Source organism: Salicibibacter kimchii, from assembly GCF_003336365.1.
Taxonomy (GTDB): Bacteria; Bacillota; Bacilli; order Bacillales; family Marinococcaceae; genus Salicibibacter; species Salicibibacter kimchii.
Map to the genome: position 1 here is coordinate 3,423,539 of NZ_CP031092.1, position 25,936 is coordinate 3,449,474.

28 protein-coding genes and 1 pseudogene are annotated in these 25,936 nt (G+C 44.8%); 16 read left to right on the top strand and 13 right to left on the bottom strand.

Annotation, left to right across the window (positions count from 1 at the left end):
- Nucleotides 1-221 precede the first annotated feature (221 nt).
- Complete coding sequence (locus DT065_RS17390) at nt 222-1,049, bottom strand: PRC-barrel domain-containing protein (protein WP_160112635.1); 828 nt, start codon at nt 1,047-1,049, stop codon at nt 222-224.
- 171 nt (nt 1,050-1,220) lie between these two features.
- Between DT065_RS17390 and DT065_RS17395 the strand changes: the two genes are divergently transcribed.
- From DT065_RS17395 to DT065_RS17410, 3 genes are all read left to right on the top strand, one after another.
- Nucleotides 1,221-2,174, top strand: a complete 954-nt coding sequence (locus DT065_RS17395; protein WP_160112636.1) for a TetR/AcrR family transcriptional regulator — start codon at nt 1,221-1,223, stop codon at nt 2,172-2,174.
- Nucleotides 2,175-2,188: 14 nt separating this feature from the next.
- The gene (locus DT065_RS17400; protein ID WP_114375544.1) at nt 2,189-3,673 is read left to right on the top strand and encodes an MDR family MFS transporter; all 1,485 of its coding nucleotides are present in this window, start codon (nt 2,189-2,191) and stop codon (nt 3,671-3,673) included.
- A gap of 594 nt (nt 3,674-4,267) precedes the next feature.
- Entirely contained in the window at nt 4,268-4,561 is a 294-nt protein-coding gene (locus tag DT065_RS17410) for a hypothetical protein (protein WP_114375547.1), read from the top strand.
- Nucleotides 4,562-4,775: 214 nt separating this feature from the next.
- On the opposite strand, the gene DT065_RS17415 is transcribed toward DT065_RS17410, so the two are convergent.
- Nucleotides 4,776-5,243 carry a flavin reductase family protein gene (locus DT065_RS17415; protein WP_114375549.1) on the bottom strand — a complete coding sequence of 156 codons (468 nt, stop codon included), beginning with the start codon at nt 5,241-5,243 and terminating at the stop codon, nt 4,776-4,778.
- 1,260 nt (nt 5,244-6,503) lie between these two features.
- The gene (locus DT065_RS17425; protein WP_114375552.1) at nt 6,504-6,899 is read right to left on the bottom strand and encodes a helix-turn-helix domain-containing protein; all 396 of its coding nucleotides are present in this window, start codon (nt 6,897-6,899) and stop codon (nt 6,504-6,506) included.
- 228 nt (nt 6,900-7,127) lie between these two features.
- Between DT065_RS17425 and DT065_RS17430 the strand changes: the two genes are divergently transcribed.
- Nucleotides 7,128-7,865, top strand: coding sequence for an isocitrate lyase/phosphoenolpyruvate mutase family protein (locus DT065_RS17430; RefSeq protein ID WP_114375554.1), 738 nt, complete (start codon nt 7,128-7,130; stop codon nt 7,863-7,865).
- Between the two features lie 141 nt (nt 7,866-8,006).
- Here DT065_RS17430 and DT065_RS17435 read toward each other — a convergent pair whose 3' ends face one another.
- The gene (locus DT065_RS17435) at nt 8,007-8,669 is read right to left on the bottom strand and encodes a lytic transglycosylase domain-containing protein (protein WP_227002657.1); all 663 of its coding nucleotides are present in this window, start codon (nt 8,667-8,669) and stop codon (nt 8,007-8,009) included.
- 440 nt (nt 8,670-9,109) lie between these two features.
- On the opposite strand from DT065_RS17435, the gene DT065_RS17440 reads away from it, so the two are divergent.
- Entirely contained in the window at nt 9,110-9,451 is a 342-nt protein-coding gene (locus tag DT065_RS17440) for a YflT domain-containing protein (RefSeq protein ID WP_114375556.1), read from the top strand.
- Between the two features lie 105 nt (nt 9,452-9,556).
- Here DT065_RS17440 and DT065_RS17445 read toward each other — a convergent pair whose 3' ends face one another.
- From DT065_RS17445 to DT065_RS17455, 3 genes are read right to left on the bottom strand one after another with little or no spacing between them, the layout of a single operon-like run.
- Nucleotides 9,557-9,691: a YvrJ family protein gene (locus DT065_RS17445; RefSeq protein ID WP_114375558.1), complete on the bottom strand. Its 135-nt coding sequence runs from the start codon at nt 9,689-9,691 to the stop codon at nt 9,557-9,559.
- Between the two features lie 50 nt (nt 9,692-9,741).
- Nucleotides 9,742-9,960 (bottom strand): DUF2922 domain-containing protein, encoded by a 219-nt coding sequence (locus DT065_RS17450; protein WP_114375560.1) that lies wholly within the window; start codon nt 9,958-9,960, stop codon nt 9,742-9,744.
- 23 nt (nt 9,961-9,983) lie between these two features.
- Nucleotides 9,984-10,205 carry a DUF1659 domain-containing protein gene (locus DT065_RS17455; protein ID WP_160112637.1) on the bottom strand — a complete coding sequence of 74 codons (222 nt, stop codon included), beginning with the start codon at nt 10,203-10,205 and terminating at the stop codon, nt 9,984-9,986.
- A gap of 183 nt (nt 10,206-10,388) precedes the next feature.
- Here DT065_RS17455 and DT065_RS17460 point away from each other — a divergent pair, with 183 nt between their 5' ends.
- Nucleotides 10,389-11,597, top strand: a complete 1,209-nt coding sequence (locus DT065_RS17460) for a DUF418 domain-containing protein (RefSeq protein ID WP_114375564.1) — start codon at nt 10,389-10,391, stop codon at nt 11,595-11,597.
- A 43-nt stretch (nt 11,598-11,640) separates the two neighbouring features.
- Here the strand turns inward: DT065_RS17460 and DT065_RS17465 are convergent, their stop codons facing one another.
- From DT065_RS17465 to DT065_RS17485, 5 genes are all read right to left on the bottom strand, one after another.
- Nucleotides 11,641-11,892 (bottom strand): hypothetical protein, encoded by a 252-nt coding sequence (locus DT065_RS17465; protein ID WP_227002658.1) that lies wholly within the window; start codon nt 11,890-11,892, stop codon nt 11,641-11,643.
- Between the two features lie 351 nt (nt 11,893-12,243).
- On the bottom strand, nt 12,244-13,164 hold the full coding sequence (locus tag DT065_RS17470; RefSeq protein WP_114375566.1) for an ArsA family ATPase: 921 nt from the start codon (nt 13,162-13,164) through the stop codon (nt 12,244-12,246).
- A gap of 52 nt (nt 13,165-13,216) precedes the next feature.
- Nucleotides 13,217-14,950, bottom strand: coding sequence for a carbon starvation CstA family protein (locus DT065_RS17475; protein ID WP_114375568.1), 1,734 nt, complete (start codon nt 14,948-14,950; stop codon nt 13,217-13,219).
- Nucleotides 14,951-15,085: 135 nt separating this feature from the next.
- The gene (locus DT065_RS17480) at nt 15,086-15,349 is read right to left on the bottom strand and encodes a cory-CC-star protein (protein ID WP_114375570.1); all 264 of its coding nucleotides are present in this window, start codon (nt 15,347-15,349) and stop codon (nt 15,086-15,088) included.
- Nucleotides 15,350-15,595: 246 nt separating this feature from the next.
- A complete protein-coding gene (locus tag DT065_RS17485; protein ID WP_114375572.1) occupies nt 15,596-17,335 on the bottom strand; it encodes a carbon starvation CstA family protein in 1,740 nt (579 codons plus the stop codon).
- Nucleotides 17,336-17,849: 514 nt separating this feature from the next.
- Here DT065_RS17485 and DT065_RS17490 point away from each other — a divergent pair.
- From DT065_RS17490 to thiM, 8 genes are all read left to right on the top strand, one after another.
- Complete coding sequence (locus DT065_RS17490; RefSeq protein WP_090399353.1) at nt 17,850-18,047, top strand: cold shock domain-containing protein; 198 nt, start codon at nt 17,850-17,852, stop codon at nt 18,045-18,047.
- A gap of 148 nt (nt 18,048-18,195) precedes the next feature.
- Nucleotides 18,196-18,759, top strand: a complete 564-nt coding sequence (locus DT065_RS17495) for a GNAT family N-acetyltransferase (RefSeq protein ID WP_114375574.1) — start codon at nt 18,196-18,198, stop codon at nt 18,757-18,759.
- Nucleotides 18,760-18,809: 50 nt separating this feature from the next.
- On the top strand, nt 18,810-19,286 hold the full coding sequence (locus DT065_RS17500) for a hypothetical protein (protein ID WP_114375576.1): 477 nt from the start codon (nt 18,810-18,812) through the stop codon (nt 19,284-19,286).
- A 268-nt stretch (nt 19,287-19,554) separates the two neighbouring features.
- Entirely contained in the window at nt 19,555-20,406 is an 852-nt protein-coding gene (gene ehuB / locus DT065_RS17505; RefSeq protein ID WP_114375578.1) for an ectoine/hydroxyectoine ABC transporter substrate-binding protein EhuB, read from the top strand.
- An 88-nt stretch (nt 20,407-20,494) separates the two neighbouring features.
- Nucleotides 20,495-21,163, top strand: coding sequence for an ectoine/hydroxyectoine ABC transporter permease subunit EhuC (gene ehuC / locus DT065_RS17510; protein WP_114375580.1), 669 nt, complete (start codon nt 20,495-20,497; stop codon nt 21,161-21,163).
- Nucleotides 21,160-21,828, top strand: a complete 669-nt coding sequence (gene ehuD, locus DT065_RS17515; protein ID WP_114375582.1) for an ectoine/hydroxyectoine ABC transporter permease subunit EhuD — start codon at nt 21,160-21,162, stop codon at nt 21,826-21,828. The genes ehuC and ehuD overlap by 4 nt, the downstream gene beginning before the upstream one ends.
- Nucleotides 21,825-22,649 carry an ectoine/hydroxyectoine ABC transporter ATP-binding protein EhuA gene (gene ehuA / locus DT065_RS17520; protein ID WP_114375584.1) on the top strand — a complete coding sequence of 275 codons (825 nt, stop codon included), beginning with the start codon at nt 21,825-21,827 and terminating at the stop codon, nt 22,647-22,649. Before ehuD ends, ehuA begins: the two co-directional genes overlap by 4 nt.
- 66 nt (nt 22,650-22,715) lie before the next feature.
- Entirely contained in the window at nt 22,716-23,504 is a 789-nt protein-coding gene (thiM, locus tag DT065_RS17525) for a hydroxyethylthiazole kinase (protein WP_227002659.1), read from the top strand.
- Between the two features lie 179 nt (nt 23,505-23,683).
- Here the strand turns inward: thiM and DT065_RS17530 are convergent.
- Nucleotides 23,684-23,965, bottom strand: a pseudogene (locus DT065_RS17530) (transposase); the annotation flags it as partial.
- A gap of 511 nt (nt 23,966-24,476) precedes the next feature.
- On the opposite strand from DT065_RS17530, the gene DT065_RS17535 reads away from it, so the two are divergent.
- Both DT065_RS17535 and DT065_RS17540 read left to right on the top strand, forming a co-directional pair.
- On the top strand, nt 24,477-24,782 hold the full coding sequence (locus DT065_RS17535) for a hypothetical protein (RefSeq protein ID WP_114375588.1): 306 nt from the start codon (nt 24,477-24,479) through the stop codon (nt 24,780-24,782).
- 124 nt (nt 24,783-24,906) lie between these two features.
- On the top strand, nt 24,907-25,776 hold the full coding sequence (locus DT065_RS17540; RefSeq protein WP_114375590.1) for a helix-turn-helix domain-containing protein: 870 nt from the start codon (nt 24,907-24,909) through the stop codon (nt 25,774-25,776).
- Nucleotides 25,777-25,936 lie beyond the last annotated feature (160 nt).

A 25,936-nucleotide genomic window follows, 5' to 3' on the forward strand; every position in this document is an offset into this window, starting at 1 on the left:
TCTGTCGATATCGCCATGGTAACATCTCCTATATATATCTAAATACACATTCGATATTAATCAAATTATGATTCAACAACGATGGTATGTCAAGTGTGAAATTCAAAACATTTGTAAATTAACTTGAAAAAGTATTCAGCGCCAGGCAGACAAAACTCCGCCAAGCGCTATCTTTGCAATAATATTGACAATTCAACGTTTCGTAACTTGCGACCAACACCTTATGCCTGTTCCTGCGGGGTGCCATAATGCCGGCGGACTTTAGCGACGTAATCATCCGTCAATGGGGTAGATTCATCATAATCGGGGGCACTCTCCACGATATCGCGATCAGCAAAACGAGTGTGGGCTTGCTCCTCTACCGGAACAAATTCTCTAAACCATTCCACGGGAACGAGATATTTATCCTTGGAAAGGAGTCCTGCTGTATCCACCTCCATAAAGCGCACTTGCCAGTTGTTCATATCAAAAACGACGTCGGAAATGGTTCCTATTTTATCTTCGGATGCATAGGCCGAATACCCTCGCAAATCTTTGGTGCTTTGCAAGTAATAGTCTTCCTTATTGACTTTCTTCTGTTGTTCACGTTTAACCGCTTTTCTCACCATATCGGAACTAACACCTGCTTCCGTATTGTCGTCCAATGTCGCGCCGGGCGTGAACGGGGATACAGGCCCCCCTCCCTGGAGCATCGGCCCAGGCCCGGGGCCATAATTCGGTGCAGCCCAGTAATAGCCTAATCCGTAGTGATCGAGGATCGAGGCTTCGTATGCTCGTGAGATGGGTTCGTGTTCATCCGGTTTCGGACTTTCTTTGATTTGATCTTTCGTGGCTTCGATGTCCACTTCTTGCGCTTGTATATCCAAGCGGTTGACGAGCTCGGGACTCAGCAAAACTTTTCCACCAATGAACCAAGGGCGTGTATCGGCCACAAGAAAACGAACTTTCCATTCACCTGCTGAATCAAAATAAACATCCGTTACGGATCCGAACGTTTCGTCTGATCCGGATAAGGAAAAAGATTGAAAATCACGCGTGCGTATCAACATGATGTATTCCTCCTTCGAATACGATGTATTATCATATTTCCGTTCTCGTTCTGTTTGAAACAATGGATGCACGATAGGGCGGAAGGAGGTATCCGCAGCGCCCCTATTCATGTCGGGGCACCTTCCCGCTTCAAGCAGTTTAGATTGACTTTTCATCTATGGGACTATAGAATGAAAACTATTCGGTTTTATAATAGACTAGTCAGTTACAATCCTAAAGAAGTGATAAACGTGAAAGAGCAGATCATGGAAAATGCGTTGCTACGGTTCGCGGTGGATGGTTATTATGCTACGTCCATGCAGCAGATCGCCGAACATTGCGGCATCTCCAAAGCGTCATTATATAAACACTTTTCCTCAAAAGAAGAGCTTTTGCTAGAGGCATTGGAGTATAACCTTGACCAGTGGTTAATGAAAACAACGGACATCAACCTTGATCAATCGTTATCTCCGAAAGAAGAACTGCGACAAAAAATTGTGATTGAACTGGAAGCGATGAAAAATAATCGCTCTTTGTTGCATTCCCTCATGCGCGCTGTTCCTCTCACGAAAAATGCGGAAATGATGCGGATGTTAAAACGGACGAGGGTCGCGTTAATGAATTGGCATCGCGATAGCCTCTTAAATGCGTATGGAGAGTCATTGCATCCGTATCTGTGGGATAGAGTCGCGCTTTTCCAAGGGACGATGCGGGAATATGTTGTACTCATGGGAGATGATCATAAGGCTTTGTCGATACATGACGTAGCAGATTTAATTATCTCGCATCTGGATACGATAATGGCTTCATATCCCACCGCATCACCGGTGCTGACGTCGGAAGTGATGCACGATTATGAAGTGTATCAAAAAGATATGAAACCCGCGGGCGTTCAAGGAGAGATTGATGAAGTCTGCTATCTTCTTCGGGAAAAAGTGAAAAATCATGCCGATACCGGGCAACAGCCCGATATAGACCGCACCCTTGAAACCTTGTACCGGGAAACAGAGGCCGACGCCCCTCGCACATATTTGTTGGATGCCCTGTGCCTCTACTTAGGACAGTGGGTGTCTATTGAAAAGGAAAGAAAAAAACTATACGATTTATTGGAATTGCGAAATCAAGCAAATAGCAATGATAGATAAAAGAAGGTATATAGATGACGACTAGTTCGCAATCGTCTCAAACAAAAAATGTAAAAACAATCGCTGCCATACTGTTGACAGGTGCCTTTATGGCAATCTTGAACCAAACGTTGCTCGCCACTGCTTTGCCGCATATTATGAGCGACTTCGGAATATCCGCCGATTTAGGCCAATGGGTGAACTCGGTTTTTATGCTTGTGAATGGAGTGATGATCCCCGTCACTGCTTTTCTAATAGAAAAGTTTACGACTCGTCGTTTGTTTTTTACCGCGATGGGCTTATTTGCGTTAGGAACGTTGTTATGTGCGCTGGCGCCCACGTACGCAGCGCTCATTTTCGGACGGATTATTCAGGCTGCCGGTGCCGGCATTATGATGCCGCTCATGCAAACGGTACTTCTCCTAGTGTTTCCCGTTGAGCGTAGAGGTTTCGCCATGGGAATGGTCGGCCTGGTTATTGCATTTGCGCCGGCGGTCGGACCGACATTGTCCGGATATCTCATCGAGCACTTCCATTGGTCGATTTTATTTTGGATTATCTTTCCCTTGTCCGTCTTGAATATCATTGTTGCATATAGGGTGTTAAAAAATGTTTCGTTCACACGTGATCCAAAATTGGATATTTTTTCGGTGATTTTATCGACGCTTGGCTTTGGAGGTTTGCTCTATGGATTTAGCTTTGCCGGGACGTATGGTTGGGCAGATCCGAACGTCCTCCTGCCGATGAGCTTAGGTCTTGTCACGCTGGGTCTGTTTGTGTGGCGTCAGCTTATTTTACGACAGCCAATTCTCGAAGTTCGGGTTTTCAAGTATGGTGTATTTACAACGGCAACCATCATCGGCATGATCGTTTTTATGTCCATGATCGGCTCGCAAACAATTCTGCCGATTTATATGCAGGATATGAATGATTTTTCAGCGCTTGAAACCGGGTTGATGCTGTTGCCGGGTGCTGTGGCAATGGGCTTAATGTCGCCAATTACCGGTAGGATTTTTGATAAGTTTGGCGCGCGCAAGTTAGCGATCTTTGGCCTGTTCATCGTTTGCGCCACAACTTTTATGTTTACACAGCTTACTACGACTACATCATTTGCTTATTTGGCGACGGTCAATACGTTTCGAATGTTCGGCATGGCTTTTGTCATGATGCCGGTGACGACAGCAGCGATTAATTCGCTGCCAAATGTATTGATTCCTCATGGAACAGCAATGAATAATACCGCGCGCCAGGTAGCGGGGTCGATCGGAACCGCTGCTCTCGTGACGGTTATGTCGTCAATGGCGTTAGCGCCCGAACAAGCGCCCAGTATGAATGAGGCAATGGTGCACGGGGTGAATATGGCATTTTGGTTGGCTACAATTCTCACGTTTATTGGCTTTATCCTTTCTTTCTTTGTTCCGAAAGGAAAAGGGATGCCTCCGGATACGATTAAGGAATCGAAAGCAATGAGCTATACTGAGGAAAAAAAGCAAAATGAAGCGAGCAGACAAAGAGGGTGATGGGACGCTGTTTAACCTTCAAACGCTTAGCCCTTTGTTGTTTTCTCTTTTGAACCACGAGACCACCAAAAGTAAAAAAGGAATAGGCAAAAAGATAAGCGCGTTGGTATAAAGCATCATAAAATATTCGACACGCAAATGATTATTCGCGATGAAAAGGCTCAAGCCATCGGCGAGCAGCCCCGATCCCCAAAAGATCCCTCGCCTGAACCAATGGTTCTGAGCCTTAAATCTGGAAATAAGTTGGTCGTAACACAAAAGAAAAAATAAGGCGCTTCTGATATAACAGCCAAAAGACATCAAAATCATGCCGTAGATGTCAAAGCGATCGAGAATCCTAACGTAAGGATGCGTACAGTTTCCAAAGCAGGATAGTTGAAACTGTGTCTTCCCCATGCCAAAAACCATCACCGTTCCCGTCAGCACCCATACCGGCTCTCCGGGAAAAACGAAATGTGAACCATGTCTGTGATCGCCGCCGCTGAAAAAGCACTTAAAAACAGAAAGTAAAAAGCGACCACGAGGAAAAGCGTTTTCCTAAAAAGCGACCACGAGGAGAAGCGTTTTCCTAAAAAGCGACCCAGAAGATGGTGGATGATGCTACGAAAATCAAGGTCGTTTGTAGCGCAACCGGTAGATGACGAAGATCAAGCCTATACCGTCGGGAAAGTAACATCGATCAACTGTCACGACCGGCGAGATCACAGGATATGGCGTGTCATCGGTGAACGCGTTTATGTAAACGAGCAGGGCTTCTATATTCTCATTTTCGCTGAGAGGGAATTGAAAAGCATGAATGCTCAACGTTCTATGCTTCCGGGCTGGGCCATCAAATGCTCGCTGTTGATGGAACAGATTGAAAATGTCCCTGCCCGGGCATTACCTTGATGAAAAGTTACAAAATTTTAAGATAAATATAGAAGTGTGGCAACTTACGTCATAAAAACTGGGGGGCAGGATAGGGTTGTTTTTCCGGGGGTCACAAGGAAGGGGTGTGAAAAAGAAAACGACGAACATATCTACAAAGGCCTGCACAGGAAACGGGTCGCCGTGCGAGATGATGGTTATCAGAGGGGAGCCCCCCTCTGGTGGAAGTTTTACTTTACCGGAGATTGTAAAAGTTGCTGCGGTAGTATACGAGGGGGTCTTCATTCTCATCGTCTTTTATTCTGACATCTTTGACTTCACCGATAAAGATCGTATGGTCCCCGGCTTTTACTTCTTGAACGACATCGCAGGCGAGGTGGACAAGGGCGTCGGGCACAACGGGCAAATAATGAAAAGTACGAAAAGCAAACTGTTCTTTTCCTGGCAATTGCTTTGCAAACGTTTTGGATAGCTCCGCTTGAGATGTATCTAAAATGCTCACTGCATATTTTTTAGCATTCAACATTTTTTCGTACATATTCGTTTTATGATCGACAGATACGGCTACCAGTTTCGGGTTCATGGAGACGGACATAAACGCATTGGCCGTCATTCCATGTGGTTTGCCATCATGTTCTGTAGAAAGTATGGTAACGCCTGTCGAAAACTTCCCCATTGCCTGCCGAAATTGTAAATCATCCATGAAAGTTGTCACTCCTCCGGTCTGGTTGCAATCGTAAAAAAAGGCAGGTTTAGGTCATGTTCCCATGCCTTGAAATAAAGTATGAAATGTACATCGTACTAGTGCACACCGACTTGTTTCACTGGGTTCTTCCGGTTAACAATCGTCTGTTACCAATTTACAGATCCAGGTGATCACTTTTTCAGCTGTTCTACACTAGTGGGGTGCTTCAGAAATTCTTTCCCTGCTGGCGGATCTTGAAAAAGGTCTGAGTATTTGAGCAGATACGAACATTGGAGACGCATTCTATCCTCGACACAAACGACGAACCTAGATTGCAATCCTAAACATGTACGGCATCGGCATGGAAGGAGAGCGAAGAGGAGCGAGACTGCCGAAAGAAGGACATCATCGGAATGAAATGAGGCCGAGGCGTGTGCGCAAGTCGAAGTATGCATGGCATCGGCATGGAAAGAGGGCAACGAGGAGGGAATATGTCGAAGGGCAGGAAACATCGGCATAAAAGGAGAGCAACGCTGTGCTGGGAAGCCGAAGCAAGCACGGGAACGTACCAGACCCTTCTATTCATTTGGTTCCTTTCCACTGTTTTTCCACGATTCAATCGTTGCTGTCTCGAAATCTCCTCGATGCCTTTCTTTGTTCTGTTCGCTTCTTGGATCAATACCTCGTGAGACATACCAAAATGTTTGAAGGTTCAACGACGACGTCCATGGCTAGATCAGCCCCAGCGCTTCGCGCATCTCCTACGCCGTATCGTTTATCCGTCGAAAACGCTGCGATATTTAGCCATAAAATTCCTTTTAGAACACGTGCTTCAAACGTTTATATAATTAGAGCAACAATCCCAGGTGATTTTTTAATCGGTTCTATGATGACAAATCAACACGCAGAATATATGTTTGTCCACTTGCTGCTCTGCTTTGAACGCATAGGGAAAGAATTTCTGGTACGTTGTACTAGTATTGCGAGAATCAATTCTTTTAACAACCATCATAACAGCCATTTTTTGAGATTGCTAGTGAAGGGTTTCAGGGGAGCAGTTGATCGCCGATCCATTGTCGAATCACTCGTAAGTTCGGACAAAAGAAAGGGTGGGATCCCAGCATAGCAAAGCAAATATTCACAAGGGTGCCACCCCCCCCCTATACATGTTCGACGACATCCATTTGGCTTTTTTCTTGCAAAAAAGCGCTCGGTTGATTACACTAGATACATAGAAGAACATATGTACGGAAATCTGCAAAGGGGATCTAACATCCGCTAGTTGTTTTTTGAAGTTTCGTCGTCTTCGGAGGAAGGTTTCCATTTTTGTTTAAGGCGACGGTATTTTTCCAGTTCTTCTTCCAGATATGCTTTTTCGTCAACACTTATGCTTCGGTCTTCATAAAACGCTTCTAATGACTGTCCGGGCAGGCTTGGGTTATAAGGGTATATCGTCTCTCCCGTACGCCCGAGCAAATAATCCGTGGATACTTCGAGCAAATCGGCTAGTGCATTGACGGCATCGAGCGATGGTTGTTTCGTACCCCTTTCATAAGCCGTATAGGTGGGCCGTGCCACCCCGATCTTTTCAGCGACATATTGTTGTGTCCAATTACCATATGTTTCTCTTTTCGACTCACGCGTAAATTTTAGACGTTCGGAAAAGAGGTCCATGCATCATTCCCCATTTATCAACGTGGTGATTACATGCCCTCTATTATAGCGGTCAGTTTTTACTCAGAAGGAAAAAGTTCCAAGAAGAATCAAATAAAGAAAAATTGTTCCTTAAGGGAACATTTATGTTGAGAAAAGATTGTTGTACGATGGGAAAGATAGCTACTTGGTTATTTCCGCTACTTGATATAAAAAGCCATTATAAGAACGAAGGAAGTGACAGATCACATGAATTGGGACGAAATGGAACATAAACGAGAACAAGCGAACGAAGATTTTTTATCCGGAAAAATACCTTTAGTTCCGTCTGCTCATGACCCGTTGAGCGCACAGATGATGGAACAAAAAGGGTTTCGAATGGCTTTTCTATCATCCGACGACGTATCAAAATTGTATGGCTACGCCTCTTCTTATACGTTATGTGTGACGGAGATGATTGCTAGCGCCAGGAACATCACACAAGTGAGCGCTTTAGCATTGCTTGTCCAATTGCCCCTTGATGCCCGTTCCTGTCAGCAGATTATTAGACAAGTGTATGAATTACGGCAGTTAGGCATCCGGATGATTCAAATCGATGATGAAAAAATCCCTCTAACCGAGGAGTTGGTCCAAATCATCGTGCAAGTGCACCATTACTTTCCGGAAGTGAAAATAGTCATGGCTATTCGTGCAAATGCTTCGATCACCGGCATCGAGGCGGCGGTAACCAAAGCAAACAAATTGTTGCATGCTGGCGCAGATTTTATCTTGTTTCAGGGCTTGTTCACAGAAGGGGAATATTTATATACTTCACAATATACGAATGGCCCATTGCTTGCTCTGTTAAATAAAAACAACAACGCAGACCTCTCTCACTCAGCGTTGAAAAACATGGGTTATTACGCTGCGGTTTCGCAAGAAGGACATATCCATCAGATGAAAAAGATTTATGCCGAGGCCTATAGTGAAATAGAAAGCTGGAGGTGAGAGATTAGAGGGGACAGGTCGGAGGAAAATTGAATTTGTTTTAATCCTTATCCCCCTTTCCGGTTTCCGATATCTGACTCCCGGGATTACGGGCGTTTACCACCGGGGTAAAACAAGTAGGAGAGGCGAGAACCCTGCTTTTCATTCGTTTTCGTCAACGATCTCATACCCCTCGTGTATATAGATGTCATAATAGGCCATCACGTCTTCTACATATATTTCCGAACGGTTATACATATATAGGGCACTTTCCAGGTCGCCCTCATCTGCGCCGTTGGCTGCTAAAAAATTGGCGGTGGAAAAAATGGCATCTCTTTCATCCCACGGGTCAGCGGTGCCGCTTCCTGTCGCGTCCACCCCATATCCGCCGTTCATCTCAATCCTGTCAGGGTTTTTTAACTCTGCATTGGGGATCTCTCCGGCTCCCACATCCTCGCAAGTGGGATGTGTCCAGCCGTGCCACGTACAAGGCATGAATTGCATATGCCCTTCCGCTCCGACGGGGGAAACCATTGGGTCCATTGTTGAAAATTTCGTTTCGACACGATGAACAGCCGGCAACACCTGCCATGGAATGTTGAACTCTTTAGCGGCAGCCTGATAAATTGAAAAATATTGTTCGGGAATTTCATCGTTGCTGTAGCCGGATAACCCCCCATTCAAAAACCGATCGATTTGTTGCTCGTTAAATGTCTGGGCAATCATAAAGATACCGGCAACGAGGAAAAAGAGGGCAAAAATCGATCCGATACCAACAACACGGTTACGGGCTATGTTTCTTTTGAACTTTTTCGGTATTCTCATCCGGCATGCTCCCTCAGTTGAAAAATTATGATCGTGTACGCTGTTTCTCCTTTATCATACCGGATTTCAAAATGACCATCATCGTTAAACCGGTGCTTTTATATCATTCTTCATGGCGACGTTTGTCACTAAGGTGGCTATTATTTTTCGAAGCAATTTTCATCCATTCATTATGAGATTAACATGAGCACCGATGTTGCCAATGAAGACCATCAATGTTTTGTGAACTGGTAAAAAACGGAGATATCAAAGATGATGTAGAAACGCCAAAATTTCTCTTTCGAAAACCCATGGGCTTCGTCATCGAGAATGAAGTCTTTCCCTTTCCCATCGTTTTCTTATCTAAAATAAATTCTATCACAATGCTTTCGGTGCGTGGGTTTAAATAAGAAAAACGGTGGGAAGGGGACAATATAAGACGATGAAAGGAGAGTTGTAGGATGGCGCCTATCTATCGAACGTTTAAAAATGATGATGAAGCGGTAGCAACGATAGAAAGATTAAAAGGAGAAATACACGAAGATAATATTTATGTTATCACACATGATGACGACCATACGGAGCGGGTGGCCGATCGTACAGACGCAAACACCGTTGGCGTCAGTGAGACAGGATTTGGAGTGTCCGTGAAAAATATATTCCGTAAAAAAGGGGATGAATTGCGGGCAAAATTGGAAGAATTGGATTTTTCCACAACCGAAGCAGAAAGATTGGAAGAAGAATTGGATAAAGGAGTGACGATCATCACGGTGCAAGACCCGCCCAGCGGTTTATCCATTTAAAAAGAAGCCATCCTTTTTGGATGGCTTCTTTTTGGTAAACAAATCGGTTCTTTTCCCGATTTTTATCCATCTTGCCTCTAAGCTCTAAAAAGACATGACGTCTTTTTATTCCTCTTTTGTCGGTCGTTCACAAACAGCGTTGATTAATAGGTCGAGCTTTTTTTCCATTCGATGCAACAGGTAGAAAGCGACTACAGCTGCAAATCCATGATTAAAAAGCAGTGACATCCATTCCTCCATGATTGTGAACCCCCTTTATCATCGACTGGTCCATCATTTGCCCGGCGTCCTTAAGCCTCGTACATCTGCTCTACTGAACGTGAAACTAACCTTGCGTCGACTTTTTCAACCAGAAGGCCGCCGGAGGTAAAAAATACATTGTGATCAAGGATTTGATCCATTACTTCTTCCACTTCGGAAGAGGCAATATCCTCAGCAGGGTTGTTCACCGATATTGTCGACATCCGTCCTTCTTCATTACGAAATCTCATTTGCAAATCTACGGTCATGCTCTACACTCCTTCCTCATCCATTAATTGCCTTCCACTGGTAGAAGGCTGTAGTCATTTCTGCGCGTAACCCCACTTAACTCGCCGGCGGACAATGAAGCGAGCGCGGAGGCAACCACTTGAATATCCTCGTCGCTTGCGTCAACATTGATAGTGTTAAAGCGCCGGCTGTAAATGACAGGCTCTCCGAATTCGTCCACCCCATCCTCAAAAACTAGTTGTAAACTCGTTGTTTCCGGGTTCATGTGCTCACCTCCCTTCACTAGCCATATCGAAGATACAACTAAAAAAAGGGGGACACGTGAGGAATGATTTCCAAATTCATGCATATAGGTGTAAAATGGTACTAGAATAAAGCGCTTGTAGTCTGGGAAGCATAAAGGGCTGTTATAGGCGGGCGCCTAAATAATGCTAGGGGGAGGCTTCGAATGAAAGCGACACAAATACCTGGAAATGAGCGTATACATACATTGGATATTATTCGTGGGATTGCAGTTTTTGGCATTTTGATCGCAAACATGTATGCGTTTAAATCTTTGGCTTTTACCGATGTTCGCCCATATATTGAAGGCGGGACGGTACCCCAGGGTGCACTCAGCCAATTCGCTGACGTCTTCAATACGATCTTTGTTGAAGGTAAATTTTACCCGATGTTTTCCTTGTTGTTCGGGCTTGGCTTTTATATTTTTTATACTCGTTTGTTAGAAAAAGACATCCACGCGGATCGAATGTTTGTCCGCCGCCTCGTGTTTTTGTTGATCATTGGTTTGCTCCATTTAGTGTTTCTATGGTCGGGAGATATCTTACATACATACGCGCTTGCCGGCTTTTTGCTTCTGCTTTTTGTCCATCGTCAGCCAAAAACAATTATGGTTTGGCTTGTTTCATTACTAGGAGCTGCCTCGATGATCATGTTGTTTTTGACGAGTGTAAGCGGTGTAGGTTTACAACTGAAAATGGAAAGTGGAATGGGGTCTTTCGCTGGATTTGAGAACAGCGTAGAGTCGGGAGAGGCGGTCATGGCCAACGGAACGTACGGCGACATTTTGCAGTACCGATTTTTTAATGAAGTCATTCCCGTTCTCATGCAATCAATATTTATCGCGATCGCTGTGTTGCCACTCTTTCTCATAGGACTATATATGGGGAAAAGAGGAATGTTTCATGATGTTGAAGGTAATGTAAAAAAATGGAAAAGTCTTTGTATACACAGTTTTTGGAGCGGGGGGTTGTTGACGGCACTCATGACCTCCTTACATTATGATGTACTTCCGCTCCCGTCCTTTGTGACCTACGGAATGGCAGAGGGCTTGAACTTTGCCGCCGGACCATTGCTCATGCTTTTTTACGTATCCGGACTCGTGCTTATAATAAGGTCAAAGGGCTGGCAAAGGTTATTGATGCCGTTTGCGGCGGTAGGAAGAATGGCATTGACCAACTATTTAATGCAAACGATCATCGCCATCTTTATTTTTTATGGATTTGGATTAGGGTTGTTTGGGCAAATATCGAGCGGAGTTGGGTTGATGGTTGCTGTTATCATCTTTACGGCACAACTTATTGTCAGCAACCTTTACTTGCAGACATTCAAACAAGGACCGATGGAAGCGCTGTGGCGAAAATGGACGTACGGCTAGAGGGGAGAAATAGAAGTCGGGGCGCTAGGCCCCGATATTTTCGTTAACTAGTTTTTTTGCGTTTACGGACCGGATCGAAGCTCAGATGAAACTCAGGTGAACTATGATGGCCGTGGAATTTACGACGTGCCGCTTTCAATTCGGCCTCGAGCGCGGCAAATATTTTGTCCAAATGTTCATCAGTATAATCATAATTGTTCTTATTGGATAAATTACCGATGAGGCGGATTTTTTTAACCGTTTCCTCTGTTCGTCGTTTTGCAATTCTCTCAAATTTGCTTAGCTTGTCTTCCATTATTCTAGCTCCTTTCAACTCTTTTCATTCATTCTATAAAATCCGTCAGTAGAAAAAAATTAAAATTTGTAATAAACAATAGGAAATTTTAGTGCTTTTTTGTCGAATACTGAGTGGGCGGGAAACCAAAAAGCGTGAGGGTACTGGTAACTGCCTAATTTATTATAGCGAATATTGCGATGGATTTTTGATAGAATTAAATAGATCCATGATTTACATTGCCTTTTTCTATACTGGTGTTTCGTTCATATAAGGAGGCGGCCGAGGATAAGTGCCTCCGTTGCACGCGTCCGGACCTTCCCCAGCAATTAAACAAAGACGGCGGCGGGTGCGCCGCTGCCGTCTTTGCCTTCACAAATAATCGGAAATATGTTGAAGGTTTGCTCGTGTGGAGATGTCTTCAGATAGCAATGGAAGGAAAATTTTCTTCTGTTTTTTAAATTGCCCGTGAATCGTTTCGATATATTGCTGCTCTTGCTCTTTTCTTTTTTGGAAAAAAGGAGAGGCATCGGCTTCGTCGGGCAGACATTTATTGACGATTAACGTATTCACGTTCATTTTCGCTTGAGCGAGCTGTTCGACGGCCCGTGATGTTTCTTCAATTGGAAGCCGTTCAGGTGTGAGCACATAGACGAACCCGGTTTTTCTTTTGTCTAACAGCCATTTCCTCGCTTCCACAAATTTTTGCTTCCGCTTCATCAACGTTTGATAGATCGGGTCTTCCACAGGCTCGCCATCGTTTAACAATTGACTATAGTTCTCATTCACCGTACGTCTCCGTTTTAACATGCCATCGATCCATGCTTCCATCATCTCCGGCAAAGAAAGCAACCGCAAGGTGTGCCCGGTGGGTGCTGTATCAAAAACGATGAGGTCAAAGTGCTCGGTTTGTTCGAGGATAATGTTCACAAGTGCATCGAAAAGGGCGGACTCATCGGCCCCCGGCGTGTTGGCGGCCATATCGATTTGCCTGTGTACTTCACTTACCCGGTGGGCATGAACGAGGCCTTGTAAATTCTCTTTGACTCCCGCGATATAGCGTTTCGACTCTTCTTCTGCGTCAATTTCCAATCCATATAGATTGGTTTGCAACTGGGAGATCGTGTTTCCAATTCGCATGTCAAACAAGTCTTCAAGATTGTGAGCGGGATCGGTGGAAATGAGTAGCACTTTTTTTCCGTTTTGTGCGGCGGAAAGGGCGAAGGCAGCGGAGCAGGTTGATTTTCCTACTCCGCCTTTTCCGCCAAAAAACAAAATGGAGTGGTGATGCATACCAGAACCTCCTCTCTTTTTAAAGGGATGTGCTCGGTGCACATCGCGATGATTAATCATTATCTAACCGTTGGGATTTCCCCTGTTTAAACAACAAGTAAGCTTCCAAGCAAATCCATACGGCAAACGCGAGGATTATGGAACCGAGCACAAAGAGAAGTGCATCACCGTTTTCAGCGAATATCCACCACTCCGTGCTAAGCTGTTGGAGCATGGCTAGAATCGTCATTATGAGCAGAAATACCATCGGTATCAATGTAACGAGATAGTTCCTTCCCTGGCGGCTCAACCAAATGGTGATGAGCATTAACGTAATCCCGGCGAGCAACTGGTTGGACGTACCGAAGAGCGGCCATAAAATGTAACCACCGGCCCCCAATCCACGATCATCTTGCGGAAGAAGGACAAGCGCCATACTCGCACCGACGGCGATGGATGTGGCTACGTGCTTTTTTGTGAGCGCTAACGCATTGTATTCGCGCCCGATTTCGGAAATGATATAGCGCATTAAACGAACGGCAGTATCGAGCGTTGTAGCGGCAAAGCTGATTACAACGACCGCGACAATCGTTTGCGCGACGGATTCGGGTATGAGTAAACCGGAGGCCAGTTGTGCGGCGCCCTCGATAAAATTACCAAGCCCTTCCGCGTTTGCTACATCAAAGGTAGGGTAAGCCGTTAAGAAATCATCGCTCGTCGAGAAGAAGGTGACAACGGCAATAATGGAGATAAGCGCCAGAACACCTTCACCAATGGCCCCTCCATACCCAACGGTACGGGCGTCGGTTTCTTTATTCAATTGTTTGGATGTTGTGCCCGAGGAGACGAGGGAGTGGAAACCTGATACCGCTCCGCAGGCGATGGTAATAAAGAGAAGCGGGAACCAGGAGACATCGTCCGTCGAGCGTGTCGTCGGAGCTGTCACTTCGGGATTTGTCACTAATAAACCGAGATAAAGAACGGCTAACCCGACTAAGAGCTGGTGCGCGTTTATGTAATCCCGGGGTTGGAGCAATTTCCATACTGGAAGCGTGGACGCAATGTAAACATACGTCATAAGAATAATAATCCAGATTAGAAATGACATGGAAACCGCGTCCAGTCCGAAAACGACCGTTGAGCCTTCACCGCCGAAATACTGAACAAGATCGATTTGCAAAGCCGGAACATAGCTGGCCAAAACAGCCGTTCCGTACATGACGATCAAGGCGATAATGGAAGGGAGAAGTAATCCTTTTCCACGCTTGAGGAAATAAACCCCAATCAGAACAGCAAGTGGAATTTGAATAAAGATGGAAAGAACGCTAGCCGGATAGCTGACAAACAAGTCGGAAATTACCCAGGCGAAAACGGCCGCTACCATAAGCACAAGAATAAGAATAATAAATAAAAAAAGCAGTTTTGCCCGCCGGCCGATTAAGCGATCAGCCAAGGTGCCAATCGATTGTCCCTTGTTTCGTACGGACAGAACGAGGGAGCCAAAATCATGGACCCCGGCAGCGAAAACGGTTCCGAGGATCACCCAAAGAAAAGCAGGCAGCCAGCCCCAATAAACCGCAATAGCCGGTCCCAGAATTGGGGCTGCGCCTGCGATGGACGTAAATTGATGAGCCCAGAGAACGCTTTTTTTCGTAGGCACAAAATCAACACCGTCATTAAATTGGTGTGCAGGTGTTTGAAAATTCGGATCCAAACGGTAAATGCGTTTGGCGATAAACTTAGAATAATAGAAATAGCCAAAAGCTAGCATCGCCATGCCGATGACGGCGAGCAAGATCCCTGACATAAAATGTCCACATCCTTTCCAGTGTATTATGATGAAAACGATTCAACATTCATTATAGGTTTATGAAAGGTATTATGTAAATGAAAAAAGAAGCAAGCTTCCACTTGCTTCTGCCGGTTCTACCAAATAAGTTTATCAGCAACAACGAATGCCATCGATCGGAGACTTTTCCATGCCCATTCGCAAATGCCAATCATGAAATTCTTCAACCATTTCCGGATATAATTCCAACGTATAATAGGAAACAGGGTTCGGAATACCTAGCATTTCAGAAAAAGATAGCAAGTAAAAAATATCATCTTCATCCCGAAGCTCCCGTTTGATTTCAGAACGGTGCGGGAGTCGAAGCACTTCATCATAAAACGCCAGGGCACGTGATAGTTGATCTTTAAACCCCAAATCGCGACCCTCCAATTCACTGTTTTACCTATTATATTATAGCAGATGGGAGGATTGTTTAAACAAAGATGCCCGTAGGAATCCGATATGACATCATACGGGGAAGAAAAACGGCCAGTGGTGTCATGATAAGCTCATGACACCATCTGATGGATTTGAAAGGACCCACCGAAAGGGGTAAAAATCCAATCCGAGGTCTCGTGGAAGGGCCAGGAAACATACGGAGAGAAAATTCATCCATATGCGTTACCGATCATCATCTTCAAGCGCTTTCGTTTTGTCATTTTTAAACAGCAGGTAGGCTTCAAGGCATATCCATACGGCAAAGATGAGGATAATCGCACCGAGCGTGAATAGCAGAAAATTCGAATCGCTACCGTACCAGGCCCATTCAAACCATACTTGAGAGAACATGGCCAATAAAGTCATTGCGAGCAAGAAGACCATAGGAATGAATGTGACTAGGAAATTTCGTCCTTGTCGGCGCAGCCAAATGGTAATGAGTAATAACGCGATGCCGGCAAGCAATTGATTCGAGGTACCGAACAACGGCCAGAGCAGATAGCCTCCGGCGCCAAAGCCTCTTTCATCTCCGGGCATGAGGACAAGTGTCATGCTGGAGCCGACGGCGATGGCGGTAGCGACATGCTTTTTCGTTAAGGCATATGCTTTATACTCGGTGGCAATCTCCGAAATGATATAGCGCATTAATCGAACGGCGGTATCGAGCGTTGTGGCAGCAAAACTGATGACGACGACAGCCACAATCGTTTGTGCAATTGCTTCCGGAATGAACAATCCGGTGGCGAGTTGGGCCGCGCCTTCAATAAAGTTGTTTAACCCGATCTCATTGGCGGTGGTGAAACTGGAATAGGTGCTCAAAAATTCCTCTTGAGTGGAAAATAACGTCACCACGGCGACAATGGAAATAATCGCCAAGATTCCTTCTCCGATCGAGCCGCCGTAACCGACCAGACGAGCATCGGATTCCTTGTTTAACTGTTTAGACGTTGTTCCTGAAGATACGAGCGAATGAAATCCTGATATAGCCCCGCACGCAATCGTAATAAACAACAGCGGGAACCAGGAAACGTCATCCACAGAACGTGTAACCGGCGCTGTTACTTCCGGATTCGTCACTAATAACCCGAGATATAAAATACCCAACCCGATGATGAGCTGATGGGCATTGATGTAGTCTCGCGGTTGCAAGAGTTTCCAGACAGGCAACGTCGACGCAATATAGACATAAGCCATTAAAATGACGATCCAGATTAAAAATGCTATTGATACGGCATCGATTCCGAAAGCGACGGTTGCATTCTCACCGCCGAAATAACTCACCAAGTCAATTTGTAAAGCGGGAATGCCGCTTGCCAGCGCGGCTGTTCCATACATGACGATCAAGGCAAGGAGGGAAGGGAAAAGCAATCCTTTCCCACGCCTGAGAAAATAAATACCAATAATGACCGCGAGCGGAATTTGAATAAAGATGGACAATACACTGGCCGGAAACGTGACGAACAAGTTGGCAATGACCCACGCGAACACGGCGTTGACCATTAAGACAAGAATAAGAATGATAAAGAGAAACAGCATCTTCGCGCGCCTGCCGATTAAACGTTCGGCAAGCGTACCGATGGATCGTCCCTTATTTCGCACAGATAAAACAAGCGCCCCGAAATCATGGACCCCGGCGGCGAAGACCGTTCCGAGCACCACCCATATAAACGCTGGAAGCCAGCCCCAATAAACAGCGATGGCCGGTCCTAATATCGGCGCTGCACCTGCAATGGAGGTGAAATGATGGGCCCAAACGATGCTTTTTTTCGTTGGTACGAAATCAATACCATCGTTAAACTGGTGGGCGGGCGTACGAAAATTCGGATCAAGTCGATAAATGTGTTTGGCAATAAATTTGGAATAGTAAAGGTACCCGAGTGCAAAGATGATGATTCCAATGACAGCTATTCCAATCCCCGGCATAAGACTTTCACTCCTTTTTTTGAATATATTGAAATCAATTTATAATAGAATGATATGGACAATCGCCGGGAAAAATGCCCGAAAAAAAGAAAGGGAGATGTACGGCTTTTATCTGTTTTAGGCGAAAAGAGCCTCGCTTCCTATGAAGGGGGGAAGCGTGGGAAAATCGTTACCAAAACATGTTTCGTTACGACGAACATTCGTAACGAAGCGTTGCGTTTTAACTGCCGGAACTTCGGGGATCGCCTAATCAAAACTTTCCGGTTGCGAAGGTGGTCGTGAGCATCTCCGTTTTCAAATGTCGTTAGAATGAAGGTGGAGTTGTTTGAAAGGTTGAAAAAATTCGGTAATCATTTGTATTACCTGGTTGCAATAGGGACATAAACGTGTTACCTTATTATTGTGTAAGTGATGAACGGACTGTGAATCACAGGCCTCTGCTCGATCAATGGATCCAACAGGGTTTATCGTATAATCACTTCAGAATTTTAGGTTAAGGAGGCCTTTGTACGAAATGAAAGGCACAGTAAAATGGTTTAATGCAGAAAAAGGGTTTGGATTTATCGAACGGGAGGACGGAGATGACGTATTCGTTCACTTTTCCGCGATCCAAGCCGAAGGGTTCAAAACGTTGGACGATGGCGAGACAGTAGAATTTGAAATTGTTGAAGGAGATCGTGGCCCGCAAGCGGCTAACGTTATACGTCAATAGAGCATCATAGAGGAGGGCGATTCCGTGTATACATCAATCACGGAATCGCTTTTTTTACACCATCAGAACGTATGGACAATAGGATAAGGAACGTCTTTCTAAAGCCTCTGTTTCCAGTCCCTGTTCTTGCTACGGGAAAGGAGATATTATGTTTAAAATAACGTTGGGCGAGAATCTTTTTTTGCATCTTATTGAGATGCAACATGCACAGGAATTACATTCAGTGGTTGACGCGTCCCGCGGACATCTCAGGCGATGGTTGCCATGGGTCGATGCAATGAAAACCGTTGCAGATTTTCAACCTGTCATTCACGCGTGGCTGCAACAATACGCAGATGGCAGAGGCTTTCAGGCGGGGATCAAGAAAGACGGTGTTCTTGTGGGGGTTATCGGTTTACATGACATCGATTGGATGAATAGAAGGACATCATTGGGTTACTGGCTTACCGAGGCATATACGGGACGAGGGATTATGACAAAAGCTACCCAAGCGGTATTGGCGATCGTGTTTAATGATTATCAATTAAACCGTGTGCAAATCCAATGTGGAGTGACCAATTATGAAAGCCAGGCGATCCCAAAAAGGCTCGGCTTTCTTTTTGAAGGGGTCGTTCGTGATGGGGAATGGCTGTATGACCACTATCATGACCTTGTGCAATACAGTTTATTGCGGGAAGAATGGCTGCGTTATATTTCCAGCGGTGGGAGGTAAGGAGTAAGAAAGTGAAACATAACCGTTTGTAAACAGCTAGAGGTGAGTGCATGGAATTAATACCATCATACCGACGAAAAAAAAAGACCGATCATTTTTTTGTTAGCATCTTTTTTACCATTGCTTTTTTTGCCTATATGTATTTTTTTATTTATCTCCCTTTTACAATCGTAATTCCGGCGCTTGGCTTGGTCTTGATCATCTGGTCTATGGTCGAAGGGCGTGGGAATCGGACTGTTGTCGAGCGAATGCTTCCCTTTTACCGGGAGTTATTGGATATCGAACGAAGCCTGGCTCCGAAGACGTTTGCATCCTATCGCTTGAGTTTCCGAATCAGTTTACGGGTTGTCGGTGTGATCCTCCTCTTGGTTGGAGTCTTCGAGTATTTTGCTATCATCGAGGCCGAACCGGATGTTTTTCCGTTCATGGCTTTATTTGCGATCGCGTTAATCGTAGTAAATGTGAACGTGTATACTCGGCATAAAAGAATGGAAGCGGGCGATGAGGATAAAATCAGAGGTCCATAAAAGAAAGCAATCATGAAATATTCTTAAAAATATAAGCATAGATTCAGAAAATGATCGTAGAATAAGATATAGCCATGTAATCTATTATAACGAGATTGTAGGATATGTCATGCTTCGAAAACATAAATTTCAATCTAAGGTAAATTTGAACCAAATTTTATATATGATATGATAAAAAAAAGCTACAGCTTATAGATGAAAGCTGTAGTTCATATCAGAGATTTTTCTATTATTTTACCAAAATTACTAAGAGGGGGATAATTAACAGATGAAAAAAATGGGGCTTATCTTTGCATTGACAGGGGTCGGCGCGCTCATGGCAGCGTGTGGCGGCGGGGAAACGACCGTCGCGGATCTTGAGGAAAATGGCATCGTACAAGTGGGGGTCGCTAATGAAGAACCTTACGGTTATCTTGATGGGGAAACAGCTACCGGTGCCAGTACGGAAATAGCAAGAGCTGTGTTTCAAAACATGGGTGTTGAGGACGTAGAAGCAACGGTGACGGAATTCGGGAACCTCATTCCAAGCTTGAATGCCGGCAACTATGACGTTGTCACCGCAGGAATGGATGTGCAACCGGAACGTTGTGAAAATGGAAGCTTCGGGGACGTTGAATACAGCTATGGCGAAGGCATGGCCGTTCAGAGCGGCAATCCGATGGATTTACACAGCTATGAAGATATTGTAGAGCAAGACGCGACGGTCTCGGTCATGTCCGGCGCTAATCAGCTTGACATGTTCGAAGCCCTTGGCATCGACGAAGATAATATCCAGTATTCCGATGATATCCCGGGGAACATTGCCGCTCTTGAAGCCGGTGACGTTGACGCGACGGTGATGACGGGCGCGACAATGAACGCTGCGATGGACAACGCGGATACAGACGCAATTGAGCAGCCGGAAAATTTTACAGATCCGGTTATTGACGGAGAAGAGCAAGTTGCTTATGGTGCCGCCGTATTTCGCGATGACGATGAGGAATTGCGTGAAGCCTATAACGAGAGCCTTCAGGAACTAAAAGATTCCGGCGAAATCGCCGAGATTATCGCAGAGTTCGATTTTGATGAAGAAAATGTTGTCACAGACGAGGTGACAACCGAAGAACTGTGTGAAGGCTAAAAGGCAAAGATAAAAGAAGCACGGTGTCAACAATAGCCCACCGTGCTTCTTTCCATTAAGCGAACGTCAGCTCTTGGGAGAGGTGCTTGTGTTTACCAATATTGGGGAATTTTTACCTTTCATATTACAGGGATTGTCTACGACCGTACAAGCATTTTTGTTCGGTGCTGTATTGGCTTATTCGATCGCGATTGTGGCCGGCTTGGCAAGAACGTCTAAACTCGTGGTTGTGCGCGTCGTCGCCACCATCTTTGTTGAGTTGTTTCGCGGAACCTCGTTGCTTGTACAGATGTTTTTCTTTGCATTTGTCTTACCGTCGTTGGCACCGTTTACGGTTTCCACATTTTTGGCCGGCGGGCTGGCGCTCGGATTTAACTACGGTGCCTATGCGTCAGAAGTCGTCCGCGGCGCTGTTTTATCTGTACCGGAAGGGCAAAAAGAGGCGGCGATTTCCCTCAACATGTCCAAAATTCAGCGCATGCGCCTGATTATATTGCCGCAAGCATTTCGTATCATGTTACCTGGGATCGGGAATAATTCTATTGAATTATTAAAAGGAACCTCGCTCGTTTATTTTATTTCGCTTGCCGATATGACTTACCGGGCGGATATTCTCCGAGGCGCAAATACGGCGCTGAGCGATCAAATCGAGATTTACACGTATTTGTTGCTCACTTATTTTGTGATCGCCCTCCCCCTCGTCCTGTTGACGAGATGGTTGGAGAAACAGGCATCTAAAGGGGTGAGTACGGCATGACTTGGGATTGGGAATTTGCATTTGAGGTGTTTCCGGAGATTATAAGTGCGATTGGTATAACGATTGGGGCGACGGTCGCTGCCTATCTTATTTCATTGACCCTTGGGCTTGTGCTCACGTTGCTTCGAAGATCAAGTTTCAAACCGTTGTCACTGTTGGTCGCAGGTATCGTTGAATTTATCAGAATGACACCGCCTCTTGTGCAGCTATTCTTTGTATATTTTGCTTTTGATATGACTCCGTTTGTAACAGGGGCGATTGTGCTTGGCGTTCATTATGCCACCTATGTATCGGAAGTTTATCGTTCAGGAATTGAATCTGTCCCGGCCAGCCAGTGGGAAGCGAGCAAAGCATTGAACTTTTCAACAGCGCAAACATGGCAGAAAGTCGTTTTGCCGCAAGCAATACCGCCGGTTATTCCGATGTTGGGGAATTACTTGATTGTGCTTTTTAAGGAAACGCCGTTGTTGTCCGGTATTTATGTGCTGGAAATGTTGGCCGTAGCCCAAATGATCGGTTCGGATACGTATCGTTTTCTTGAACCGGTCACGATTGTCGGCTTCTTATTCCTCGTGCTTAGTTATCCATCAGCACTGTTCATACGTTATTTGGAAAAACGATCGGGGCAGTTACCCGGAAGTTCTGAAAAGGGTGTGAAAACATGACAGAAGAAGTGGCGGAAGAAACGGCAAAAGTAGCTGGAGATGATAACGAAAGTGTGGTTGTCCGCTATAAAGAGGTCAAAAAAGCGTTTGGCGATACCGTCGTTTTGAACGATTTGAATCTCGATGTTAAACAAGGAGAAAAAGTTGCTTTAATCGGGCCTTCCGGCTCGGGGAAAACAACGATTATTCGCATGCTCATGACTTTGGAACAACCAACCGAAGGGACGATCGAAGTTGACGGGGAAATGCTTTGGCATAAAGAAGTGAATGGCGAGCTCATCCCCGCTGACGAAAAACATTTGCGTAAAGTCAGAGGAAAGATCGGCATGGTCTTTCAGCAATATAACCTTTTTCCACATATGACAATCATGCGCAATTGTACCGAAGCCCCCATTCATGTGCTTGGGATCAGTAAAGACGAAGCGAAAAAGAGAGCCCGGGAAATGTTGGATAAAGTAGGGCTTGGTGATAAAATCAATAACTACCCATCCCAATTGTCAGGCGGACAGCAACAGCGGGTAGCGATCGCCCGTTCCCTCGTCATGCAACCAAAGGTGATGCTTTTCGATGAAGTAACAGCCGCCCTTGACCCCGAACTTGTGGGAGAGGTCCTCGAAGTGCTTAAAAACATCGCTGCCGAAGGCGACACAACGATGATGATTATTACGCATGAGATGGAATTTGCCCGTGATGTGGCAGATCGCGTGCTATTTCTTGATAATGGTAAAATTGCTGAACACGGTCACCCCCGTGACGTACTCGTAAATCCGCAAAGTGAACGCTTGCAATCATTTTTGGGAAGGTTTAACGAAGGTTATTAATGGGAATCGATTCAGCATAGGTAGTGCTGAATCGTTTTTTTGAGGCATTAGAAAGGGGGAAGGCTTTTGATCGATTGGGTAAGAAAGAAAAATCCCCTCATTCACTGCATCACTAATGATGTCGTGACGAATTTCACGGCAAATGGGTTGTTGGCGGTTGGGGCTTCGCCTGTTATGACGGCGAATCATGAAGAAGTAGAAGAGATGGCACGAACAGCTGATGGTTTATTGTTAAATACGGGCACACTGACCCCCTATCAATATGAGGCGATGCGGCTCGCCGCACAGGCAGCGAATGAAAACCAAACCCCGATTGTTTTGGACCCTGTGGCGGTCGGGGCAACATCTTACCGCACTCGCGTTGTTCAGGCATTTTTAGAGGGCGTTCATGTAGCTGTCATTCGTGGAAACGGCGGAGAAATTGCCGCTCTTATTGGCATGCACGCGGATATGCATGGCGTAGAAGGAAAAAGTGATCAGCCGCCTGAAATGCTGGCAAAAGAGGCCGCTAACGTGTTAGGCACAGTGGTTTGTGTCACCGGTGAAAGAGACGCAGTGAGTGACGGGAAGCATACGTATCTCATAAAAAATGGACACGTGTGGCTTTCGCGCGTCGTTGGCACGGGGTGTTTGCTGGGAGCTATTATATCGGCTTATATCGCCGCGAAGGGAACCAACGTGGACCTATCACGATCAGCGACGGAGGCACTTGCCCAATATGGCCTCGCCGCTGAAGACGCATTCGCACGCTCGAAGGATGAAGGGATTGGCACCTTCCAACAGCGTTTTTTGGATTCCCTCGGCTGGATCAACGACGATCATTGCCATGGAAAAATCAACGTGCAACAAGTGTAGCTTGACACTCCCACAGCTAAAGCAATGGGATTCTAAAGTGCTATTACGTTCGCAATTTATTTCTGTTTTGAACGAGCCTTTAATTCAGAGGTGTGCCATCCCCTCGTCCTGTTTTGTTCTATGCACCTTTGGTGCATATGACCTTACAGGCGGTGTTGCTTTTACCACAACACTAGGTTTTAAGATGTTTTCTTTTTGTTTTTTGTTTCGGAAATACCCGAAATCGCTTTTGAAATGTTGATCACCGCATTCAGGTCTGCGTGTGTTGCGTACTCCCATTTCTTGCACCGGAACGTTGTTCCGTTACGGTTGTTTTTGGATTTATGTCCGCACTTACACGTCTGCGATGTGTCGTTTGGAACAACATATTCCACTACGATGCCTGCCATTTCAGCTTTATACTGGATAAACTGCTGCAATTGATAGGGAGACTACCGGTGAAGATGACGTCCTGCTTCTTTTTTAAGCAACAGCTCAAGCAACCAATTAGCGAACATTGTATTTGTTTCCGTCATTCAGAATAAAGCCGTACCCTCTTAAGGATACGGCTTTAAAACGTGATCATGAGTTTTTTTTGGATGAAAGGATGAACATGAGCAGTGTCATGGTGACGCTGCCGGCTACCAATATACCTGAGATTCCAAGAATGGCAATAAGTTCGAGTGCCATAAAATCCCTCTTTCCCTTATAGAGTTTGGAATTATTCCTCTATTCCACTTTCCACGCTTGATAAAACATGATAATTCAATATTTTTGAAATGATATGCCAAAAAACAAATAGTTATTCTTGTTTCAAGCAGATGCTCCCTGATAAAAAATGAAAAACGGGGCAGGATGAAAGATAAACGAGCTATTTCCGTTTTCAGTCCCTTATGAATGAAATTTATTCCCATATCGTGTATATTTAGTCATGGTGCCATGAAAAAAAGATAAGTAGTAGCCAAACCCAAAGGGATGGAGGCGTTATTGTTTATGAATCGTTCATCAATTATGAAATGGATTACGGGTGGCCTTGAAGCATTTTGGGCGTTACCGATCATTGGAGGTTCCCTCATTATATCCATGAATTGGTCCCCGCTTGTAGTAATGTTGATTTTGCATATCATCACATTAATCATCAGCGTTAATGAAGGAAAGAATAAGCATGGAAGCATTCTCGGAATTATCACCTCCTGTGTGGCCATTATTCCGGGATTGGGCTGGACGATGCACACGATCACCGCGGTTTTGTTACTGATCGACGCCTATCGCTCCGAAAAAGCGATTGAAATTTCATAGAAGAGGAAAAAACAACAGACCGATGTACCAGATCCTGTACCACGAAAGAAGCGGTGCGGGATTTTTTAATGCTTAACTACGAGAGACGTAGTATTATAAAAGGAGGGGATATAAAGGGGGAACTATGCAATACGATACGATTGGTTTTAATGTTCGCTATTATCGAGAGATGAAAGGTTTAACGCAGAAACAACTTGCGGAAGATATCTGCACACAAGCTCAAATCAGTAAAATCGAAAAAGGAGATATTATTCCACTATCCTCCACTTTGTATGAAATTGCCAAAAAACTGGATCTAGATGTTAATTATTTTTTTCAGATGGGAGAACATGAACGGGTTGACTACATAGAAGAACTTAAAAATGTGATTCGTCAGAAAATACGTGACTATGATTATGAAGATGTAATGGAAACGTTGCAAAGTCACGAATATGAAAAATTTTTTACCAATGTTTATTTGCAGCAATTTCGATTATGGCATTTGGGGATTTGCATCTACCATTTATATGGGGATTATGAAAAAGCAATGGAATATATGGAAGAAGGTTTAGCCCTTACTTATAAGGGAAGCACAATGTATACGGAACGGGAAATTGAAATCATGAACAGCATGGCAATCATTCAGTATTCGGAAGGGAAAGGGGAAGAAGCGCATGATAATCTTTTAAAAGCGATCCATGCCAGTGTATTTGTACCTAAACTAAAACCAAGTATTAAGGTAAGAATGTGGTACAATCTATCTAATATTCTTACCATTGAAGAACGCTATAATGAAGCATTGGGGGCGGCTGATCGAGGGATACAGATTTGTGTGCGCGAAGAAATGATGTACTTACTCGGTGAATTACTTTTTCAAAGAGGGTATTGTGAAAGGAAGTTAAATTATAAAATTTGGAAACGTCATTTCAAGCAAGCGATTGGCATATTTGAAGTAGCAAAAAAAGAACATTTAGCAGAAATGGCAAAAAAAGAGATGGGCGAAGATCATGAATAACGAGGGACAAAAAACAAAGGGGAGAAGGTCCCCTTTGCTCCTAGTGAGCGAATGGCAAGGTTAGTGTTGAAATGTTGTGTGCAAAGGGTAGACTGTAACTTTCGACTCCCGTTAACGACGTTCCCAAACTAAGGCTTCCGATCACGACCATACCGATTAG

Bases quoted from the DNA above. Each gene is read 5' to 3' on its own strand.
- DT065_RS17475 (WP_114375568.1), bottom strand. From the start codon at position 14,950: ATGTCAGGGATCTTGCTCGCCGTCATCGGCATGGCGATGCTAGCTTTT.
- DT065_RS17410 (WP_114375547.1), top strand. From the start codon at position 4,268: ATGATGCTACGAAAATCAAGGTCGTTTGTAGCGCAACCGGTAGATGAC.
- DT065_RS17535 (WP_114375588.1), top strand. From the start codon at position 24,477: ATGAATCGTTCATCAATTATGAAATGGATTACGGGTGGCCTTGAAGCA.
- DT065_RS17440 (WP_114375556.1), top strand. From the start codon at position 9,110: ATGGCGCCTATCTATCGAACGTTTAAAAATGATGATGAAGCGGTAGCA.
- ehuB (WP_114375578.1), top strand. From the start codon at position 19,555: ATGAAAAAAATGGGGCTTATCTTTGCATTGACAGGGGTCGGCGCGCTC.
- DT065_RS17470 (WP_114375566.1), bottom strand. From the start codon at position 13,164: ATGCATCACCACTCCATTTTGTTTTTTGGCGGAAAAGGCGGAGTAGGA.
- DT065_RS17445 (WP_114375558.1), bottom strand. From the start codon at position 9,691: ATGGAGGAATGGATGTCACTGCTTTTTAATCATGGATTTGCAGCTGTA.
- DT065_RS17465 (WP_227002658.1), bottom strand. From the start codon at position 11,892: ATGGAAGACAAGCTAAGCAAATTTGAGAGAATTGCAAAACGACGAACA.
- DT065_RS17540 (WP_114375590.1), top strand. From the start codon at position 24,907: ATGCAATACGATACGATTGGTTTTAATGTTCGCTATTATCGAGAGATG.
- DT065_RS17400 (WP_114375544.1), top strand. From the start codon at position 2,189: ATGACGACTAGTTCGCAATCGTCTCAAACAAAAAATGTAAAAACAATC.
- DT065_RS17425 (WP_114375552.1), bottom strand. From the start codon at position 6,899: ATGGACCTCTTTTCCGAACGTCTAAAATTTACGCGTGAGTCGAAAAGA.
- DT065_RS17450 (WP_114375560.1), bottom strand. From the start codon at position 9,960: ATGACCGTAGATTTGCAAATGAGATTTCGTAATGAAGAAGGACGGATG.
- DT065_RS17500 (WP_114375576.1), top strand. From the start codon at position 18,810: ATGGAATTAATACCATCATACCGACGAAAAAAAAAGACCGATCATTTT.
- DT065_RS17485 (WP_114375572.1), bottom strand. From the start codon at position 17,335: ATGCCGGGGATTGGAATAGCTGTCATTGGAATCATCATCTTTGCACTC.
- DT065_RS17460 (WP_114375564.1), top strand. From the start codon at position 10,389: ATGAAAGCGACACAAATACCTGGAAATGAGCGTATACATACATTGGAT.
- ehuD (WP_114375582.1), top strand. From the start codon at position 21,160: ATGACTTGGGATTGGGAATTTGCATTTGAGGTGTTTCCGGAGATTATA.
- DT065_RS17495 (WP_114375574.1), top strand. From the start codon at position 18,196: ATGTTTAAAATAACGTTGGGCGAGAATCTTTTTTTGCATCTTATTGAG.
- DT065_RS17390 (WP_160112635.1), bottom strand. From the start codon at position 1,049: ATGTTGATACGCACGCGTGATTTTCAATCTTTTTCCTTATCCGGATCA.
- ehuA (WP_114375584.1), top strand. From the start codon at position 21,825: ATGACAGAAGAAGTGGCGGAAGAAACGGCAAAAGTAGCTGGAGATGAT.
- DT065_RS17455 (WP_160112637.1), bottom strand. From the start codon at position 10,205: ATGAACCCGGAAACAACGAGTTTACAACTAGTTTTTGAGGATGGGGTG.
- DT065_RS17395 (WP_160112636.1), top strand. From the start codon at position 1,221: ATGAAAACTATTCGGTTTTATAATAGACTAGTCAGTTACAATCCTAAA.
- DT065_RS17430 (WP_114375554.1), top strand. From the start codon at position 7,128: ATGAATTGGGACGAAATGGAACATAAACGAGAACAAGCGAACGAAGAT.
- DT065_RS17490 (WP_090399353.1), top strand. From the start codon at position 17,850: ATGAAAGGCACAGTAAAATGGTTTAATGCAGAAAAAGGGTTTGGATTT.
- DT065_RS17415 (WP_114375549.1), bottom strand. From the start codon at position 5,243: ATGGATGATTTACAATTTCGGCAGGCAATGGGGAAGTTTTCGACAGGC.
- DT065_RS17435 (WP_227002657.1), bottom strand. From the start codon at position 8,669: ATGAGAATACCGAAAAAGTTCAAAAGAAACATAGCCCGTAACCGTGTT.